This window comes from Aliiroseovarius crassostreae, from assembly GCF_001307765.1.
GTDB lineage: Bacteria > Pseudomonadota > Alphaproteobacteria > Rhodobacterales > Rhodobacteraceae > Aliiroseovarius > Aliiroseovarius crassostreae.
Map to the genome: position 1 here is coordinate 278428 of NZ_LKBA01000006.1, position 18169 is coordinate 296596.

At 60.4% G+C, this 18169-nt stretch carries 20 protein-coding genes and 2 pseudogenes; 16 read left to right on the top strand and 6 right to left on the bottom strand.

The annotated features are described in order from the left end of the window. The first annotated feature begins 66 nt into the window (after positions 1 to 66). The gene (locus AKJ29_RS07645) at positions 67 to 921 is read left to right on the top strand and encodes a ferredoxin--NADP reductase (RefSeq protein ID WP_055189575.1); all 855 of its coding nucleotides are present in this window, start codon (positions 67 to 69) and stop codon (positions 919 to 921) included. A 318-nt stretch (positions 922 to 1239) separates the two neighbouring features. Here the strand turns inward: AKJ29_RS07645 and infC are convergent, their stop codons facing one another. Beyond that, a complete protein-coding gene (gene infC / locus AKJ29_RS07650) occupies positions 1240 to 1785 on the bottom strand; it encodes a translation initiation factor IF-3 (RefSeq protein ID WP_063139423.1) in 546 nt (181 codons plus the stop codon). A gap of 214 nt (positions 1786 to 1999) precedes the next feature. Here infC and AKJ29_RS07655 point away from each other — a divergent pair, with 214 nt between their 5' ends. Further along, positions 2000 to 2614 carry a hypothetical protein gene (locus AKJ29_RS07655; protein WP_055189581.1) on the top strand — a complete coding sequence of 205 codons (615 nt, stop codon included), beginning with the start codon at positions 2000 to 2002 and terminating at the stop codon, positions 2612 to 2614. A gap of 117 nt (positions 2615 to 2731) precedes the next feature. On the opposite strand, the gene AKJ29_RS07660 is transcribed toward AKJ29_RS07655, so the two are convergent. From AKJ29_RS07660 to AKJ29_RS07670, 3 genes are all read right to left on the bottom strand, one after another. Next, positions 2732 to 3703, bottom strand: a complete 972-nt coding sequence (locus tag AKJ29_RS07660) for an XdhC family protein (protein WP_055189582.1) — start codon at positions 3701 to 3703, stop codon at positions 2732 to 2734. A gap of 129 nt (positions 3704 to 3832) precedes the next feature. Continuing rightward, the gene (locus AKJ29_RS07665; RefSeq protein ID WP_055189584.1) at positions 3833 to 4420 is read right to left on the bottom strand and encodes a YeeE/YedE thiosulfate transporter family protein; all 588 of its coding nucleotides are present in this window, start codon (positions 4418 to 4420) and stop codon (positions 3833 to 3835) included. 3 nt (positions 4421 to 4423) lie between these two features. Then, positions 4424 to 4993, bottom strand: coding sequence for a YeeE/YedE thiosulfate transporter family protein (locus AKJ29_RS07670; RefSeq protein WP_235477344.1), 570 nt, complete (start codon positions 4991 to 4993; stop codon positions 4424 to 4426). A 299-nt stretch (positions 4994 to 5292) separates the two neighbouring features. Here AKJ29_RS07670 and AKJ29_RS07675 point away from each other — a divergent pair. From AKJ29_RS07675 to AKJ29_RS07735, 13 genes and pseudogenes are all read left to right on the top strand, one after another. Beyond that, positions 5293 to 5673: pseudogene (locus tag AKJ29_RS07675) on the top strand (glycosyltransferase family 2 protein); the annotation flags it as partial. Continuing rightward, positions 5639 to 6367, top strand: a complete 729-nt coding sequence (locus tag AKJ29_RS07680; RefSeq protein ID WP_235477346.1) for a sulfotransferase — start codon at positions 5639 to 5641, stop codon at positions 6365 to 6367. The pseudogene AKJ29_RS07675 and the gene AKJ29_RS07680, both read left to right, overlap by 35 nt. After that, the gene (locus AKJ29_RS20415; RefSeq protein ID WP_055189587.1) at positions 6367 to 6990 is read left to right on the top strand and encodes a hypothetical protein; all 624 of its coding nucleotides are present in this window, start codon (positions 6367 to 6369) and stop codon (positions 6988 to 6990) included. The genes AKJ29_RS07680 and AKJ29_RS20415 overlap by 1 nt, the downstream gene beginning before the upstream one ends. 43 nt (positions 6991 to 7033) lie before the next feature. Further along, positions 7034 to 7183 (top strand): hypothetical protein, encoded by a 150-nt coding sequence (locus AKJ29_RS20420; RefSeq protein WP_314732194.1) that lies wholly within the window; start codon positions 7034 to 7036, stop codon positions 7181 to 7183. Positions 7184 to 7245: 62 nt separating this feature from the next. Further along, complete coding sequence (locus AKJ29_RS20425) at positions 7246 to 7443, top strand: glycosyltransferase family 2 protein (RefSeq protein ID WP_314732197.1); 198 nt, start codon at positions 7246 to 7248, stop codon at positions 7441 to 7443. Continuing rightward, the gene (locus tag AKJ29_RS20430; RefSeq protein ID WP_314732198.1) at positions 7355 to 8887 is read left to right on the top strand and encodes a bifunctional glycosyltransferase/class I SAM-dependent methyltransferase; all 1533 of its coding nucleotides are present in this window, start codon (positions 7355 to 7357) and stop codon (positions 8885 to 8887) included. The genes AKJ29_RS20425 and AKJ29_RS20430 overlap by 89 nt, the downstream gene beginning before the upstream one ends. Continuing rightward, a complete protein-coding gene (locus AKJ29_RS07705; protein ID WP_055189596.1) occupies positions 8888 to 9928 on the top strand; it encodes a glycosyltransferase family 2 protein in 1041 nt (346 codons plus the stop codon). It abuts the gene before it with no gap. Positions 9929 to 10115: 187 nt separating this feature from the next. After that, positions 10116 to 11123 (top strand): hypothetical protein, encoded by a 1008-nt coding sequence (locus AKJ29_RS07710; protein WP_082392548.1) that lies wholly within the window; start codon positions 10116 to 10118, stop codon positions 11121 to 11123. A gap of 169 nt (positions 11124 to 11292) precedes the next feature. After that, a complete protein-coding gene (locus tag AKJ29_RS07715) occupies positions 11293 to 11736 on the top strand; it encodes a hypothetical protein (protein WP_055189598.1) in 444 nt (147 codons plus the stop codon). Positions 11737 to 11786: 50 nt separating this feature from the next. Then, entirely contained in the window at positions 11787 to 12827 is a 1041-nt protein-coding gene (gene pyrC, locus AKJ29_RS07720) for a dihydroorotase (RefSeq protein WP_055189600.1), read from the top strand. A gap of 124 nt (positions 12828 to 12951) precedes the next feature. Further along, on the top strand, positions 12952 to 13632 hold the full coding sequence (locus AKJ29_RS07725) for an orotate phosphoribosyltransferase (RefSeq protein WP_055189602.1): 681 nt from the start codon (positions 12952 to 12954) through the stop codon (positions 13630 to 13632). Positions 13633 to 13811: 179 nt separating this feature from the next. After that, a complete protein-coding gene (locus AKJ29_RS07730) occupies positions 13812 to 15317 on the top strand; it encodes a replicative DNA helicase (protein WP_055189604.1) in 1506 nt (501 codons plus the stop codon). 130 nt (positions 15318 to 15447) lie between these two features. Beyond that, positions 15448 to 15851, top strand: a pseudogene (locus AKJ29_RS07735) (VOC family protein). Positions 15852 to 15997: 146 nt separating this feature from the next. Here the strand turns inward: AKJ29_RS07735 and AKJ29_RS07740 are convergent. After that, positions 15998 to 16423, bottom strand: a complete 426-nt coding sequence (locus AKJ29_RS07740; protein ID WP_074963615.1) for a DUF6314 family protein — start codon at positions 16421 to 16423, stop codon at positions 15998 to 16000. Next, a complete protein-coding gene (locus AKJ29_RS07745; RefSeq protein ID WP_055189605.1) occupies positions 16420 to 16773 on the bottom strand; it encodes a hypothetical protein in 354 nt (117 codons plus the stop codon). Before AKJ29_RS07745 ends, AKJ29_RS07740 begins: the two co-directional genes overlap by 4 nt. 83 nt (positions 16774 to 16856) lie before the next feature. Between AKJ29_RS07745 and purB the strand changes: the two genes are divergently transcribed. Beyond that, positions 16857 to 18161, top strand: coding sequence for an adenylosuccinate lyase (purB, locus tag AKJ29_RS07750; protein WP_055189607.1), 1305 nt, complete (start codon positions 16857 to 16859; stop codon positions 18159 to 18161). The last annotated feature ends 8 nt before the right edge of the window (positions 18162 to 18169 follow it).

Below are 18169 nucleotides of genomic sequence, written 5' to 3' on the forward strand. Positions count from 1 at the left end.
ACCCTTCCTCGCACAGAACATATATAGCAACATGAAAGGCCGGGGTGTTTTGCCCCGGTAAAGCTCATGAATGAAGTGACCGCCGTTATGGATGCCGAAACCAAAGCAAGACCCGTGCCCACCCTGCCCGATGCGCAGACCGTGACCGAGGTGAAACATTACACCGACCGCCTGTTCAGCTTCCGCTGCACGCGCCCTGCGAGCTTGCGCTTCCGCTCGGGCGAGTTTGTGATGATCGGGCTGATGGGGGACCCGGACCCCAAGACCGGCAAGCAAAAGCCGCTTTTGCGCGCCTATTCGATTGCCTCGCCCAGCTGGGACGAGGAGATGGAGTTCTACTCGATCAAGGTGCAGGACGGTCCGCTGACCTCCAAACTACAGCACATCCAGCCCGGCGACGAGGTGATCCTGCGCCCGAAACCGGTGGGCACGCTGGTGCATGATGCGCTGATTCCCGGCAAACGGATCTGGTTCTTTGCCACCGGCACCGGCTTTGCGCCCTTCGCATCGCTTCTGCGCGAACCGCAGACCTATGAGGATTACGACGAGGTGATCATCACCCATACCTGCCGCGAAGTGGGGGAGCTGACCTATGGCCGCGACCTGATCGAGGCGCTGAAAGACGATGAGCTCCTGAACGAGGTGATCGGTGAGGGCTTCTGGAAGAAGATCAAATACTACCCGACCACCACCCGCGAAGAGAGCCCCAAGATGGGCCGCATCACCGACCTGATGCGCTCGGGCGAGGCGTTCAAGGATCTGGGTGTGGAGCCGATCTGCCCGAAAAACGATCGTGCGATGATCTGTGGCAACCTCGCCTTCAACCTCGAACTGAAAGAGATGCTGGAGGAATACGGGCTGACCGAGGGGGCAAATTCCAAACCCGCAGAATACGTGGTGGAAAAGGCGTTCCTTGATTAAGGGGAATTCGAAGAATTCACCGATAAGGCGCAGGGGATTGGCACAATCCCCGAGAGCCGCCAAGTTCGAAAGCACAGCTTTCGAACAACAGGTGACAGGCGAATGCACAGCATTCGCCGAGAACCGCACAGGCGCAGAATAACAAAGGGACAGCCGGGCGCTGTCCCTTTTTCGTTGGACCGGCCCGCGTTCCGGCCTGACCCTGCCGAAACGCCCCCGGCATAAAGAACACCGGCCGGGAGGGACGTTCTTGCTCCGCCAACAAAAAACGCCCCGCAAAAGCGAGGCGTTTTCAATCTAACCTGATCTGGCGGGCCCTTATTTCGGTGCCGGTCCGATCATCATCACCATCTGGCGGCCTTCCATCTTCGGCATGTTTTCAACCTTGCCGATTTCCTTGATGTCTTCTGCCACACGCTCCAAAAGCTCACGCCCAAGGTTCTGGTGTGCCATTTCACGACCGCGGAAGCGCAGGGTCACTTTAACCTTGTCGCCTTTTTCCAGGAATTTCACCACGTTGCGCATCTTGACTTCATAGTCATGAGTGTCGGTGTTCGGGCGGAACTTGACCTCTTTGACTTCGATCGTCTTTTGCTTCTTGCGCGCCTCGGCCTCGCGTTTCTGGGTTTCGTATTTGAACTTGCCGAAATCCATGATCTTGCACACGGGCGGTACGGCGTTGGGCGAAATCTCGACGAGGTCCAGCCCCGCCTGTTCCGCAAGTTCCATGCCTCGTGACGGGGGCACAACGCCCACGTTTTCGCCGTCAGCTCCGATCAGGCGAATTTCAGGGGCACGGATACGTTCGTTGATCCGTGGGCCAGTGTCGCGCTGCGGGGGCGCATTATGAGGTCTGCGGGCTATTGTGCCATTCCTTCTGAAGTTTCAAATCTCTTAGTTGCGAAAGGTAAAGGCGGGAACCCGCGCTTTCAAGCTGAAAACGCGCGGGTTTTCGCGTTTTGACGTCTCAATCCCGAAACTCCCCTTGAGCACGAGACCCAAATGACCCATTTCACCCCTGTCGCCGGACAAACCGGCCAAGTACCGTTCCAAATCCAGGATTTCGAGGAAGATTTAAATGAACAAGTCCCTGATCGCCATCGTCATCGCCGCCGTTGCCGCCTTTGGCGGGTATAAGTGGTATCAGAACTCACAGGCCGAAACCGCCGCTCAGCAAGAAGCCGCCGCACAGGCAGAAGCTGCCGAGAAGGCTGCCGCCGAAGCCAAGGCACAGGAAGAGGCCGCCGCCGCAGAAGCCGCCAAGGCTGCTGAAGAAGCTGCCGCTGAGGCCGCATCTGCTGCCGCCGCGGTAACCGAGGCCGCAAGCAATGCCGTCGAAGGCGCCATGGAAGCTATGGGCGACGCAGTGACCGAGGTTGTCGGGGAAAGCGAAGCCGTGACCGGCGCCCTTGGCGCAGCCACCCAGGCCGCAACCGACGCCGTGACCGGTGCGGTTGAAGGCGCCATGAAAAACGTCACCGGTGCCGCCACCGAAGCCGCCGCAGAAAGCGCCCCCAACGCCGTGCTGACCCCGCAAGGCTTTGACGCTGGCAAAGTGGCTGAGATGATCGACGGCTCCTCGCTGAGCGATGTGCAGAAACTGGCGCTGAAAACCGCCGTTCAGCAGGCCGCCAACAACCCGGAACTGCTGCCCGCCACGCTTGACCAGGTAAAAGCCGCTCTGGGCATGTAAGCCTGCACCGATGGGGGTCCCCATCCGAACCACACAAAACGCCGCGCCTTTCGCGCGGCGTTTTTCTTTGCCCTGATCCTGCTGGCACGCATTGTGGTGCTGCGCCGCATCCCGCCGTCACCTGCGTGACAATCGACGGCTGGCCACCAGCTCCGCCAGGATCGACACGGCAATTTCCGCAGGTCCCACCGCGCCGATATCCAGCCCGACCGGGCCATGGATACGGGACAGGTTTTCAGCAGAAACCCCGCGCGCCCCCAGCCGCTCCAGCCGCTGCGCCTGGGTGCGTTTCGACCCCAGGCTACCGATATAAAACGCCTCGGACCCGAGGGCTGCGCCAAGTGCGGGATCGTCAATCTTGGGATCATGGGCCAGCGTGACCAGGGCCGTATGCGCATCAAGCCCAATCGCGGGCAACACATCCTCCGGGAAATCGACGTGCAGCGCCACGCCGGGAAACCGATCTTCCGTGGCAAAGGCGCTGCGCGGGTCGATCAGGGCAATGTCATACCCCACCGCCTGCGCCATCGGGATCAGCGCCTGCGCCACATGCACGGCCCCGACAATCACCAGCCGCAAGGGCGGGTGATGGAGATGTGTGAAGCACGCCCCCTCAAGTCCCGTCACATCCTCCGGGTCCGCCACGGCAATCTGGCGGGACCAGTCCCGGACCCCAACCCGATAGGCCAGCGGCTGGCGCGCGGACCGTGCCGTGACGATCTGTTCCAGCATCGTGGGCGATAGCACCTGCCCCGCGCCCTGCGCACCAACCGGTTCGACCAGCACCGTGATCCCCCCCCCGCAGGCCAGCCCGGCGGCAAACGCGTCCTCACTGGAGACGCCGAAAGTAAGCAGCCGGGGACGGCCCTGCCCGATCGCCTCCTGCGCGGCGATCACCACTGCTGCCTCCACACAGCCCCCGGAGACCGAGCCTTCGATGGCGCCGTCCAGCGCCACCACCATCTGGCTGCCGACAGGACGTGGCGCACTGCCCCAGGTGGCGGCAACGGTGGCAATCGCCACGGCGCGACCCGCGCGGTGCCATTCGAGGGCAATTTCAGGGATGCGATCAAATCGGCTGGGGGTCATGTGGGCCTCTTCAGGTAGACTTGCTGACAAATTATATGCAAAATGTCACAGCTTCAAGCTCGCAAAGAAAAAGGCCGCGGCAAAACCGCGACCTTTCTGACCCGTCCGAAGGGACGTCTCGGGACAGGATCATTCAGCCGGTTGCACACAGCCTTCCTGCCCTCGCGGTGCCTCGGGCACCACAAAGGCGATCACGATAAACAAAAGCCCCAGCGCGATGCCAAGAACATCGCCGGGAAGCGCGGTCAGCCCGTCATATTTGGCCCCCGGCACCGTGCCCAGGGTCACTTTCCCCCCGGCAATCGCATCAAGCAGCCCGGTGGCTTTCACCGATGGGGAGGTGATCATGTAGGCCGCCGCCCCCAAGAACCCACCCAGAATGAAAAACAGCGCATCTTTCCGGCCCGTGACCGCCGCGCACACACCGGTGCCGGGGCAAAACCCGGACATCGCCCAGCCCGCACCAAGCAGCAGCCCACCGACAAACACGCCCAGATTGGCGGTTTTCACCGACATGTGCCCGACATCAATCGGCCCCACCATCTGACCACCGAACATCAGGATCGCCCCGACCCCGATGGCCAGCAGGATGGCTTTCATCAAGCCCAGCGCGCGCAGGCTCAGCATACGGATCAGCACGGTCGGGTTGGTGGCCCCGATGCGGTCCAGCACAAAGCCAAACAACGCACCAATCACAAGAGCAAGTATGATCTGCATGGCTTATCCTTTCTTATACATCAGCATGGCCACGGGCACCGCGGCAGCAAAGGCCTCGGCTGCAAAGATATAGCCCGACAGCGCCGTCTGCATCATGCCGGACATCATGTGGCCCGAGGTGCAGCCGCCCGCCAGCCGTGCCCCGTAAAGCACGACAAACCCGCCCACCAGGGCGATGGCATACCGCATCACCGGCGTGTCGCCAAAATTGTCATAATGGATCGCAGGCAGCGTGTTCTCATCCTTGCCATTGCCGCCCCGCAGAAACATCGACAGGGCCGCCCCGGCCATCATCGCCACCACGAAAACAAAGCTGTAATTCAGCGGGTTCGCCACGGATTTGGCATATTTCCCACCAGATTTCGCAAGATAGGCGTTGGTCGAGCTGTACCCATCTTCGGTTTGCGTCACCAACTCACTGTTTACGGCGTCACCGACAATGCCGTTCAGGATCACGAATTGCGTCGATACGCCAATGGGTTTGACCAGAGCGACGGCGAGGAAGAACACAAGGCCCAGCGCCACCCCTCCGAATTTCCAGTGCATGCGCATGGCATCCTCGACTTCATACATTCATATGTTTTTATGCTTTGATTTCACCCGTGCGTCAATGCACCCGTCCGGGCAAACTCTCCCCATCACACCAGCCCCTACACCTCAGGGCGGGCTGCGGCAGGAGGAGCACAGGAACTGTTTATCTATTTGCATAAGTTAACGAATTTTCGCAGCTCTGACGGAAATACGGAAACAATGTTAAGGATTTTGCGCGATAAGCATGAAACCCCCGAAAAACGGCCCAAAAGTTGCCACAACAGGCCGTCAGCAGGCAGTGTAATGACCAAGTATTCTCCTTTCCCGGCCGAGGGCATCCCATGCCCATAACAGCCGTGGCCTGCGTGAAGAGCGAGGACCCGTTTCTGATCGAATGGATCGCCTTCAACTCTGTGCTGGGCGTCACGGATTTCCTTTTTTATTCAAATGACTGCACCGATGCGACAAACCGGCTTCTCGATGCGCTGGCGGCGCGGGGCATCGTCACCCATCTGCCCAACCCGGCCGAAGGGCGCAATTACCAGATGGAGGCACTGAAGGCGGCAAAATCCCATGACCTCGTGCTGTCCTCGGACTGGATCTGGATTGCCGATGTGGACGAGTTTCTGAACATTCATGTCGGTCAGGGCACGATCCCCGAACTGATCGACGCCTGCGACAACCCGCATGCGATCTCGGTCACGCTCCAGTTCTTTGCCAATTGCGAAAGGGCTGAAAGTCATCAATCCGGGCCTGCCGAAATCCGGCACCACCACATTGGGTCAGGCGCTGAAACAGGCCGGGATGAATGTTGCGGACTGGCGCATCCGGCGCGGGCAGAGCAAGGAGGATCGCCTGGCCCGCACCTTTGTCGGCAAGCTGATGTATGATGGTTATTTCCAGGACGGGGATCCCCTGTCGAAAATGGCCGAGTTTGATGCGTTCACCGAAATCGACGTGGTGCGCGAAGGGCTGAACCTCTGGCCGCAATGCGACTGGGGGCTGCTGGCGGCCATTCGTGCCCACCATCCGGGGGCCAAGTTTGTTTTGACCCATCGTGCCCCGGTCAAGCTGTCCGACAGTATGGGACGGTGGTCCCATCTGGGCCGCACCCGCCTTCCCTCCAACGCCATTACCGGCCAGCCGGAAGGCTATGGCAGGACGGATGCGGAACGGATCCGCTGGATCGAGGGGCATTTCGCCTTTTGCCGACAGGTTTTCGCCGGGGCGGGTGATTTCCTGGAATATGACATCGAGGACGACGACGCCCGCGACCGGCTGTCGGATTTCCTCGGGCTCGACCTGCCCTGGTGGGGGGTGGCAAACGCCAATGAGAACCGCCCCGCCGAAGCGGCACAGGACGGGCCGCCTGCCCCTGAGAGTAGTGACATGCGTAAGAGTAAGGAAAACAGCTGATGCGGATTGTGCTCCATATCGGTCTGGAACAATGCGGCGCGGAGCGCCTGCAGGAGGTGCTGGACGCCAAGCGCGATCAGTTGACCGACAAGGGTGTGCTTTACGCGCGCAGTCCCGGCCGCAAGAACCACACACGGCTTTACATGGCGGTCACCGACCCTGACCGGGTGGACATCCTGCGCCACAATCGCGGCTATGCCCCTGCCGACAAGCAGGACATGCTGCGCCGGCAGGTCGGAGAGGATCTGCTCAAGGAAGTTGAAAAGCACCGGCCCGAGACACTGATCCTGTCCGCAAGCCAGCTCTGCACCCTGCCCTATGACAGCGAGATTGCCCGGCTGAAATCCCTGCTGCAACCACTGTCGGATGATATTCAGGTCATTGCCCATGTGGATGAACAGGGCCGGGATCCGCGCCAATATCGGCAAGGCCCCGGAAGGATCGGGCTATCCCCGTCCCTCCGCCGCCAGCCTGACCCGCGCGCCTATGATGAACGAGGTGCTTGTGGCCCTTCTTGCCAAGGGGCGCCTGTTCCCTCCGGTGCTCTGGCGCAGGCTTCTGGGGCAGGTTCTGGTGCCCGGCGCGCCTATCGCTCCGGGGGAACTGGTGGAGTTTTCCCGTGAATTTGAAAAAAGCAACAAAGAGCTTTTAAAAAACCATACCCTGTTGCCTGAGACCCTGAAACGCGACCGGGCCGTGCCCGGCGGCTGGCAGGAGGCCGACCCGACCATGGGGTTTCGCGCCACGCAATATGTGGCCGCCCTGCTGCCGCGCATTGATCAGGCCACCCGTGAACAGCGCAAAACGGGCGGGTGATTGTGGGCTGCATGAAGAACGAGGCCCCTTATATTCTTGAATGGGTCGCCTATCACCGCGCCATGGGGATCGACAAATTCCTGATCTACACCAATGACTGTTCCGACGGCACGTCAGAGATCCTCGACCGGTTGCAGGATCTGGGCATTTTGCAGCATCGAACAATGACAATTGGAAGGGCAACTCCCCCAGCAATACGCGCTGAACCCGTTGCTGAAGGAAAACGTGATCCAAAACGCGGAATGGGTCATTCATATTGACGTGGATGAGTTCATCAATGTGCGCTGTGGCAATGGCACGATGCAGGACTTCCTTGACCGCGTGCCGAATGCCACCAATGTGGCAATGACCTGGCGCCTGTTCGGCCATAATGGCGTGACCGAATTTGCAGACGATCTGGTGATTGACCAGTTCGACACCGCCGCGCCGAAATATGCGCCCAAGCCGCATACGGTCTGGGGGTTCAAGACCATGACCAAGAATGTCGGCGCCAATGAAAAGCTTTCCTGCCACCGCCCGAACAAGCTGCGTGACAGCCACCGCGATCAGGTGGTCTGGGTCAACGGATCCGGCCAGGTGATGACCGACGGGTATAAGGACAAGGGCTGGCGCTCGGACCTCAAGACCGTTGGGTATGACCTCCTGCTGCTCAATCACTACGCGCTGCGCTCGGCGGAAAGCTATCTGATCAAGCGCCAGCGAGGGCGTGCGCTGCATGTGGACTGCTCCATCGGCATCAATTATTGGGTGCGGATGGACTGGGGCGGCAACACGGATGTGACCATCAAGCGCAATATCCCGCGCACGGTGGCCGAACTTGGCCGTCTGATGACCGATAAAAAGCTGGTAGCATTGCATCAATCCGGCGTCTACTGGCACCGGGCCAAGGCGGCAGAGCTTCGGCAGCCCCCCGAGCTTTCCGACCTTTACAATCAGGCCCTGGACAGCAAGCTGACAGAGATGGAACATGTGGCCTACGCGCTGGCCCTGGATATGGAAAGCAAAGATCCCTTTGACGCAAAGCAGAAGGGAGTGATAAAAATGAACCGTGAAAAAATGACAGAACACAACCCGCAAATATCTGACCCCAAGCCGGTCATCCAATATCCCGATGACGGGCCGCGCGATGTGAAATCCCGCGGCATGCGCTTTCCCGATGCCCCCCGTTACCTGACACCGGCCCGCCACCGCGCCCTGCGTTCCAACGCCTATGAAGAGCGCAAGACGGACGCCGTCAAGGCCACGGTCACCCGCGATGACGTGGTGCTGGGGGCTGGCGTGGGGGTCATGTCCACCTTCATGGCCCGAAAAATGAAGGTGAAAGAAGTGCATGCCTATGAGGCCAACCCACATATGATCCCTTATATCGAAGAGGTGTATAGCGAGAGCGGCGTCAAAACCGCGCGTATCCACAATGCCATTTTGGGCAAGCGCAAAGGGGCGACCAAATTCTATGTGCGCTCCAAATTCCTTGCCAGTTCGCTTGAGGAAAACCCCAAAGGTGAAAAGGCGGAAGTGACCGAGGCAGAGCTTCTGCCCGGCGCGGATCTCAGCAGCCTCAGGGCCGCCGTGATCGAATTGCATCCACAATGGATTGGGCAAACCGGGGTGCAGGCCGTAGTTGACACCATGCACAAGGCCGGGCTGACCTATTTCCCGCGCCACTCAAACGCCAAGGTCGTGACCTTCAAGAAGGGCTGGTAGATGCGCGCCACCGCCATCCTATGTGTGCGCAATGAAGGCGCGTTTTTGCTGGAATGGCTGGCCCATCACCGGGGCATTGGCTTTACCGATTTTCTGGTGCTGTCCAATGATTGCGACGATGGCACGGATACGATGCTGGACCGGCTGCAGGATATGGGCGAACTGATCCATATCCGCAATGACGGGCCTTATGGGAATGGCGGCATCCAGTGGACCGGCTACAAGCTGGCGGACAAACACCCGCTGGTGCAGCAATCCGATTGGCTGATGACGCTGGATATTGATGAGTTTGTGAACATCCATGTGGGGGATCACAGCCTGTCATCGTTATGGGCCGCCCTGCCCGAAGCCGACGCGATCCCGCTCACATGGCGGCTTTTCGGCAATGCAGGGGTGCTGCGCTATCAGGACCGGCTGGTGAGCGAAGAATTCACCCGCGCCGCGCCCGAAGTGATGTATTGGCCCTGGCGCGCCTTCATGTTCAAAACACTCTATCGCAACACCGGGGCCTATCGCAAACTGGGGGTGCATCGCCCGCGCGCCCCGGTTGATGGCAAGGTAGAGCACACCCGCTGGTTTGACGGGCAGGGCCGCGAGATGGGCCAGAGCTTCCAGAAAGGTAAGATCTTCTCCCCGTTTGGACGGGCCAATTACGGGCTTGCGCAGATCAATCACTATGCGCTTGGGGCGATGGAAAGCTATGTGCTGAAACGGGCCCGGGGGCGCGCGGTGCATGATGGCGATCTACTGGGGCTGGATTACTGGACCGAACGCAACTGGTGCGATGTTGAGGACCTTTCGATCCGGGCCTGCGATGGGCTGCGCGACCCGCATCTTGGGCGCTATCGCAGCGACCCTACCCTCGCAACGCTGCACGCCCAGGCGGTTGACTGGCGCAAAACCCGCTTTCAGGCCCTGATGGCAGAGGAACCCAATCGCGCCCTGATGGGGCGGTTGATGATGTCCCCCCCACCGCGCCCGCTGCCACTGAAACTGGCGCGAGAGCTGTTTAAGCATACACAAAAAGCCCGCAGCGGATAGGATTGAACACCAGACCGGGACAGTCACGAAATCGCACCCGGCATTTCACCTTTTTGCCCCATTGCATACCCAATCCCGCCCGCATTACCTTTTAGCACATCTATTAAGCGTTTCGGTTTTAACCTGACAAAGGGCAAAACCGAAACGCCGCAAGCGAGAGCGATGTTGTGGGCGTTTCAGGATAAACATGTATCTTAAGTTTATCCCGAAACGCTTTAAGGATGGCCGAACCAAAGGTATCAGTATGATGGACGACACCCCGCCCCAGGCAGATGAGCGCGACCAGCGCGAGTGTAATCTCGCCGGGGCGGATTTTGACAAGTGGCTGAGTATGATTGACGAAATGGGCGAAGAGCGCGGCTATTTCGAACCTGTCGGACAGCGCCACTCGGCCATCCTTACCGATGACGGCCCAACCCTGGTGGTCACATTCGAAACCGCCCAATCCGTGCGCCAGAGCAAAGAGGCCCGCCCGCTTGGCTGGGATCTTGCCGATGAAAACGGGTGGTCCAATCTCTGCATCCTTGCCCATGAGGAAAGCTGGTTTCGCGACCCGGACCTTTATGGCTATTTCGACCGGCTTGTGGATGACGGGTTTTTCGAAGATTTCGATCAGGTCGTGTTTTACGGGGCTGGCCCCAGTGGCTACGCCGCCTGTGCCTATAGCGTGGCCGCGCCGGGGGCGACGGTGATTGCCATTGCTCCTCAGGCGACACTCGACATGACCCGCGTCGCCTGGGACCGACGGTTTCCCAAGATGCGCCGCACCGATTTCACCACCCGTTACGGCTATGCCCCTGACATGGTGGAAGGCGCCAAGGCCGTCTATCTTTTACATGATCCGGCCAATGCCGAGGATGCAATGCATGCCAGCCTGTTTCAGGCTGAGCATATTCACCACCTGACCTGCCGCCACATGGGGGACACGCTGGTGGAAGAGCTGTGGTCGATGGCTGCCCTGCCGCAGATGATCGAAGCCGCCACCGAGGGCCAGCTCTCCCCTCATGTGGCGCGAAACATCCTGCGCAACCGCCGCACCCACCTACCCTATCTGCGCCGGCTGCTGAACCGGCTGCAACAGACACACCGCCCCCGTCTGGTGGCCGCCCTGTCACGTCACGTGACCGAACGGCGCGGCGCCCCCAGGTTCCGCAAGGCACTGACCGAGGCCAACCGCCTCCTCGAAGAGGCCTGATCTTCCGACACGGCCTTTTACCAGACCTTAAAGCGTTTCGAGATGAACTTGAGACACAAGTTGATTTCGAAATGCTCGCAACATCAGTAGGTTTCGAGCGTTTCGCCTCATTATTGTATCTCAATAATAAGTCGAAACACTTTAATCAAACCTCGTGCAATCTGGCCCCATGGAACAGACACGTCACCCGTTCAGCGGCACACCGATCAACGCGGAAACTCCCCGGGATCGGCCGCTTTTACCCCTGCACCCGGCCGAGGAACTGGCCGATATTCGCCGCCAGATCTCTCGCCTCAGAAAACGAGAGGCGGAGCTGCGCGACCACCTTTTGTGCTGCACAGATCCGGAAGCGCGAGATGGCCCTGCACCGCTGCACCGGGTGGTGATAAAAACCACCCGCAGCAAGGTGTTTGATACCACTTTGCTGCCCCCGGCCATCCAGTCAAATCCCAGGTTCTTTGCGACACGTGAACAGACCCGCGTCTGCGTATTGCCAACAGAGCGTCCGGCACGACGGTTGGGGCTCTTTTCCGGCAAAGGGCTGCGGTATCGTCCGGACGGGGAAGAGTTCGGGGCGCCAGACCGGTTTTCTGAGGCTCTGCGCGGGGATTGAGGCAATAAAGCCCTTCCCAGCGTGACAGGCTTGGTCTAATCACGGGACTGATGACCCAGACTCTGACAATCCGCCGCCCTGATGACTGGCACCTGCACCTGCGCGATGGCGAGGTGCTGAACGCCGTCCTGCCCGAAACCGCGCGCCATTTTGGCCGTGGTATCATCATGCCCAACCTTGTCCCCCCCGTGGTGACCTTTGACGACGCCCAGGCCTATCACGGCCGGATCATGGCGGCGCTGCCCGAGGGCATGACATTTGACCCGCTGATGGTGCTTTACCTGACCGAAGACACCGACCCCGAGGATGTGGCCCGCGCCCATGCGTCCGGTCTGGTGAAAGCGGTCAAGCTCTACCCCGCCGGTGCCACCACCAACTCGGCCTCGGGGGTGCAGGATTTCACCAAGGTGGCGAAGGTGTTTGAGAAGATGGCCGAGATTGGCCTGCCGCTTTGCGTTCATGGCGAAGTGACCGACCACGACATCGACATCTTCGACCGCGAAGCCGTGTTCATCGACCGGGTGCTGGATCCGATCCGCCACGCCCATCCCGATCTGCGCGTGGTGATGGAACATATCACCACGAAAAACGGTGTCGATTACGCGCGCGCCGGCGGCGACAATCTGGGGGCGACGATCACCACGCACCACCTGATCATCAACCGCAACCACATCCTCGTGGGCGGGATCAAGCCACATTACTACTGCCTTCCGGTGGCCAAACGCGAAGAGCATCGCCTGGCGCTGCGAGAGGCGGCAACCTCTGGCGAGGCCACCTTCTTTCTTGGCACCGACAGCGCCCCGCACACGGACCCGAACAAGGAAAGCGCCTGTGGTTGTGCAGGCTGTTTCACCGCGACAAATACCATGTCCTGCCTTGCGGAAGTGTTCGAGGAAGAGGGCGCGCTGGATCAGCTCGAAGCCTTTGCCTCGCTCAATGGTCCGGCCTTTTACGGCCTGCCCGCCAACGCAGCCACAATCACGTTGCGCAAGGGGGCACCCGTCACCTACCCAACCAAAATCGACAGTGCCGCCGGCCCGATCACCGTGTTTGATCCGGGCTTCCCGCTGCATTGGTCGGTAGAGACCTGAACAGAGCGGTTTCTAGATCCGCGTCGCACCCGGCCCTCCCCCTGGTCGGGTGCGAAACCGCCCCCCCTTCGGGCCGGGAGCAAATCTCGGGGGAGTTTGAGACACACGAACAGGACGCTGCCACATGATCCCTTCCGCCTTCCCCGCCAAAGACGAAATTGCCCGCCTAACAGCCCGTATGCTGCTTGAGATCGGCGCGGTGAATTTCAACACGGATGAGCCGTTCACACTGGCCTCGGGCCTGCCCTCGCCCAGCTATATCGACTGCCGCAAGCTGATCTCTTTCCCGCGCATCCGCTCAACGCTCATGGATTTCATGGCGGTGACGATCATGCGCGAGGCGGGGTTCGAGGCGTTTGACAATATCGCGGGTGGCGAAACTGCGGGCATTCCCTTTTCGGCCTGGGTCGCCGAACGTCTGGCCCTGCCAATGACCTATGTGCGCAAGAAGCCCAAGGGATACGGCAAGAACGCGCGGATTGAAGGGGCCATGTCCGAAGGGCAGCGCGTGCTGCTGGTCGAGGATCTGACCACCGATGGCGGATCGAAACTGTCTTTTGTCGATGCGATTCGCGACACCGGCGCCACCTGCGGCGCCACCGCCGTCGTGTTCTATTACGACATTTTCCCCGAGACCGAGAAAACCCTGTCCGATCATGGCGTTCAGCTTATCCACCTGTGCACCTGGTGGGATGTTCTGGCCGAGGCAAAGGCGCAGGAAGCGTTTTCAACCGAGACGCTGGACGAGGTGGAGCGGTTCCTGAAAGACCCGCGTGCCTGGCAGGCCGCGCGGATGGAAGGCTAACCCGAACACACCAAGTTTAGGCACCCTTTTGCGGGATCCCACCAAATATGGTAGGGTCCTGCCGGTGCTTTGACTTATCCACAGATTGTTCACAGAAACATACATTTTGCGTTGAGGCAGGGATCGGGGGTAATACTCCCCCGACGGGAGCTGCCACCGCTCCGCCGAGGGACAGAGGCATGAACGAGATCAGCACGATACCGGGCAACCTGCCCGCTGCAACAGATGCGCGCCCGGACGAGGTGCAGGGCATTCTGCCGCACCATATCGAGGCGGAACAGCAGCTTCTGGGCGCCATCCTGACCAATAATGACGTCTATGATCGGGTCGCCTCGATCATCAATTCCAGCCATTTCTACGAGCCGGTACACCAGCGCATCTATGAAATCGCCGCAAGCCGCATTGCCAAGAACGCGCTGGCCTCTCCGGTCACGCTGAAGGCGTTCATGGAAGATGACGAGGGTCTGAAGGAACTGGGCGGGCCTGCCTATCTGGCGCGTCTGGCGGGGGCGGCGATTTCCTCTTTTGCGGCGCGCGATTATGCGCAGATGATCTATGATCTGGCGATCCGGCGTGAACTGATCCGGCTGGGGGAAGATATTTCCGCCAAGGCCGCCAAGGTTGATATCTCCTCGGAACCCAAGGAACAGATCGTCGAGGCCGAACAGCAGCTTTACAAGCTGGGCGAGGCCGGACAGGTCGACAGCGGGTTTCAGTCCTTTCTCAAGGCCGTCACCGGTGCGGTGCAGAACGCCAATGCCGCTTATGAACGCGGCGGCGGCATGGCCGGGATTTCCACCGGGCTGATTGACCTCGACAAGAAGATGGGCGGGCTGCACCCGTCTGACCTGATCATTCTGGCCGGGCGTCCGTCGATGGGGAAAACCTCATTGGCCACCAACATCGCCTTCAACGTTGCCAAAGCCTATAAAAAAGGGCTGAAACCGGACGGGTCGGAAGGGGCGATTGACGGCGGCGTGGTCGGGTTCTTCTCGCTTGAGATGTCGGCCGAACAGCTGGCAGGCCGGATCCTGGCAGAGGCGGCCGAGATTTCATCCCACACCATTCGTCAGGGGGATTTCCAGGAGGATGAGTTCCGCCGGTTGGTGCAGGCGGCCAAGGATCTGGAAAGCTGCCCGCTTTTCATTGACGACACCCCGGCCCTGCCCATTTCGCAACTGGCCGCGCGGGCGCGGCGTCTGAAACGGACCCATGGGCTGGACCTGCTGATCGTCGACTATCTGCAGCTCTGCCGCGGCATGGCCGACAACCGGGTGAACGAGATTGCCGAGATTTCCATGGGGATGAAGGCGATTGCGAAAGAGCTGAACATCCCGGTGATTGCGCTTTCACAGCTGTCTCGTCAGGTGGAAAGCCGGGATGACAAACGCCCGCAACTCTCGGATCTGCGGGAATCGGGTTCGATCGAGCAGGATGCCGACGTGGTGATGTTTGTCTATCGCGGCGAGTATTACAAAGAGCGTGAGAAACCCGGGGATCACGAGCTGGACCGGATCGCCGAATGGCAAGAAGAGATGGAGCGCCTGCATGGCAAGGCCGAGGTGATCCTGGGCAAGCAGCGTCACGGTCCGATTGGCACGGTGGAGCTGAGCTTCGAGGCGCGCTTTACCCGATTTGGCAATCTCGTCAAGGAATGGCAGCAGGGGGCGGATCAGCAGTTCTGACGCCCCAACACAGGTGAGGGCTTCCACTCACGGACCCTCTATTGAGCAGATGGCCACGGCAAACGATCCGGCGGCCAGAGAGCAGTAGGGCAAGACAGCCCACGAGGAGGAGGAGGAAGGACAGCGGATGGTGGTGACAGGATTGAACCACATCACGTTGGCCACCTCCGACCTCGCCCGGTCCGTCGGGTTTTATCGTGACCTGCTTGGCGCCACCCTGCGCGCCCATTGGGCGAGCGGCGCCTATCTGGAACTGGGGGACATCTGGCTATGCCTGATGCAAACGGCGGGTGATATCCCTTTCCGCACAGATTACACCCACCTCGCCTTTTCCTGCGAAGCGGCTGAGTTTGCGCCCTGTCCGATCGCATCCAGACGCAGGCCGCGCTGTGGCAGGAGAACAGGTCGCAAGGCGCGTCGCTCTATTTCCTCGACCCGGATGGGCATCGGCTGGAGCGGCATCTGGGGGATCTCGAAACCCGTCTGGCCCATTACCGGGCGCACCCGGAAAAGGGCGTGACGGTGATCGGTTGAGCGCCCATTCCGCCACCTGCGCCAAGGCGTGATGTGCGGTGCCTCCGGCGGGGATATTTAAGACAAGAAAAAAGTGGCAGCGCTGCCCCGGCGACTGGCCGTGGCTCAGCCCCCGGCGGCGCGGGGCCGGACCGCAGCAAGCCGGGTCAGCGGCGAAAATCTGTGATCATCATGTAATCCTTGCGTGGGCCGGTGACGCGCCATGTGGCGCGCCAGTCTGGCCAGCGCGAGAAATTATAACTCACTTCGTAATCATCAGGGGGGCAGTGGTGAAACCCCGTGGCGGTATCCCCCAACAGGCCAATACGGTGGAAATCCCGCCCATCCTCAAACAGCACCAGCACCCCATCCGCATCCGGCCGCCAGAGGTAGCGGCGGGTGGCCTGCATCGCCGTCGGGCCGTTTGGACCGGTGGGAAGACGCAGCTCTCCCACTTCGTCATAGCGCAGCCCCTCTGCATCTGGCGTGAACGTGGCAACCCCTTCGAAACATCCGGTGCTGCCTGCCTTGGCATCTTCTATCCGCCGGGTCAGATGCCAGCGGCCTTCGAAATCGGAAAGTCGCAGCGTCACTTGATCCCTCCTTCATAAATTGTCCCACGCGCGCCGACAAAGCGCACCCGATCCCCGGCGCGCAGCATGTCATAGCAGTCCACATGGGATGCAGGCGGCCAGGAGGAGCAATACTGATCCTCTTTGACAAACCACCGCCCCCAGCTCTCTGCGCCGGCCACGTAAAGTGTGCGCCCATCGGCGTGGAACAGTTGCCAGCGACCCTGATCCTTGCCGGAATACACCACCCGTGCATCCGTAAGGGCGGCGCGAATCTCATCCCCACGCATGGGCAGAAAAGCGTCCCCGGCCTGCGCATTCTGGGCATTTCCCAGCATGATTGTCGCTAACAGCACCGCAATCCGCCCCATCTGCCTCCCCTTCTCTTGATCTGCCGCACCGCAGCAGTCTATGACACCGCCAACCGGAGCCACAACGCAAAAAAGGCCGTGACATGATCCCACGCTATTCCCGCCCCGAAATGGTCGCCATCTGGTCGCCCGAAACCAAGTTCAAGATCTGGTACGAGATCGAGGCCCATGCCTGCGACGCCATGGCCGATCTGGGCGTGATCCCGCGCGAAAACGCCGATGCCGTCTGGAAAGCCAAAGATGTCGAGTTCGACGTCGCCCGCATTGACGAGATCGAAGCGGTGACCAAACATGACGTGATCGCCTTCCTCACCCACCTCGCTGAACATGTGGGCTCGGAAGAGGCGCGCTTTGTGCACCAGGGCATGACCTCATCCGACGTGCTGGACACCTGCCTGAACGTGCAGCTGGTGCGCGCCGCTGACATCTTGCTTGATGGGATGGACAAGGTTCTGGCCGCCCTGAAGAAACGCGCGCTGGAGCACAAGGACACGGTCCGCGTGGGCCGCTCGCACGGTATCCACGCCGAACCCACCACCATGGGGCTGACCTTCGCGCGTTTCTACGCCGAGATGGACCGCAACAAGAACCGTCTGGAAAAGGCCCGTTACGAGATCGCCACTGGCGCGATTTCCGGCGCGGTTGGCACCTTTGCCAATATCGACCCCGCCGTTGAAGAGCATGTCTGTGAGAAGCTGGGCCTGCGCCCCGAGCCGATCTCGACCCAGGTCATCCCGCGTGATCGCCACGCCATGTTCTTCGCCACGCTGGGTGTGATTGCCTCGTCGATCGAAAACATCGCCGTGGAAATCCGCCACATGCAGCGCACCGAGGTTCTGGAAGGCGCCGAGTTCTTCTCGATGGGCCAGAAGGGCTCATCCGCCATGCCGCACAAGAAAAACCCGGTCCTGACCGAAAACCTGACCGGTCTGGCCCGTCTGGTGCGCATGGCCGTGGTGCCGGCGATGGAAAACGTGGCGCTGTGGCACGAGCGCGACATCTCCCACTCGTCCGTTGAGCGCGCGATTGGCCCGGACGCCACCGTGACCCTGGACTTTGCCCTGCATCGTCTGGCGGGTGTGGTCGAGAAAATGCTGATCTTCCCCGACAACATGCTGGATAACATGAATAAATTCCCCGGACTGGTCATGTCGCAGCGCGTGTTGCTGGCCCTGACCCAAGCCGGTGTGTCGCGTGAAGATGCCTATTCGATGGTGCAGCGCAACGCGCTTAAGGTCTGGGAAGAACGTCTGGATTTCCGCGAATTGCTGCTGGCCGATGAAGCCGTGGTTGAAGCCCTCGGCGTTGACGCGATCAACGAGAAATTCGACATGGGCTATCACACCAAACATGTCGACACGATCTTCAAACGGGTGTTCGGCGAATAACCACCGCC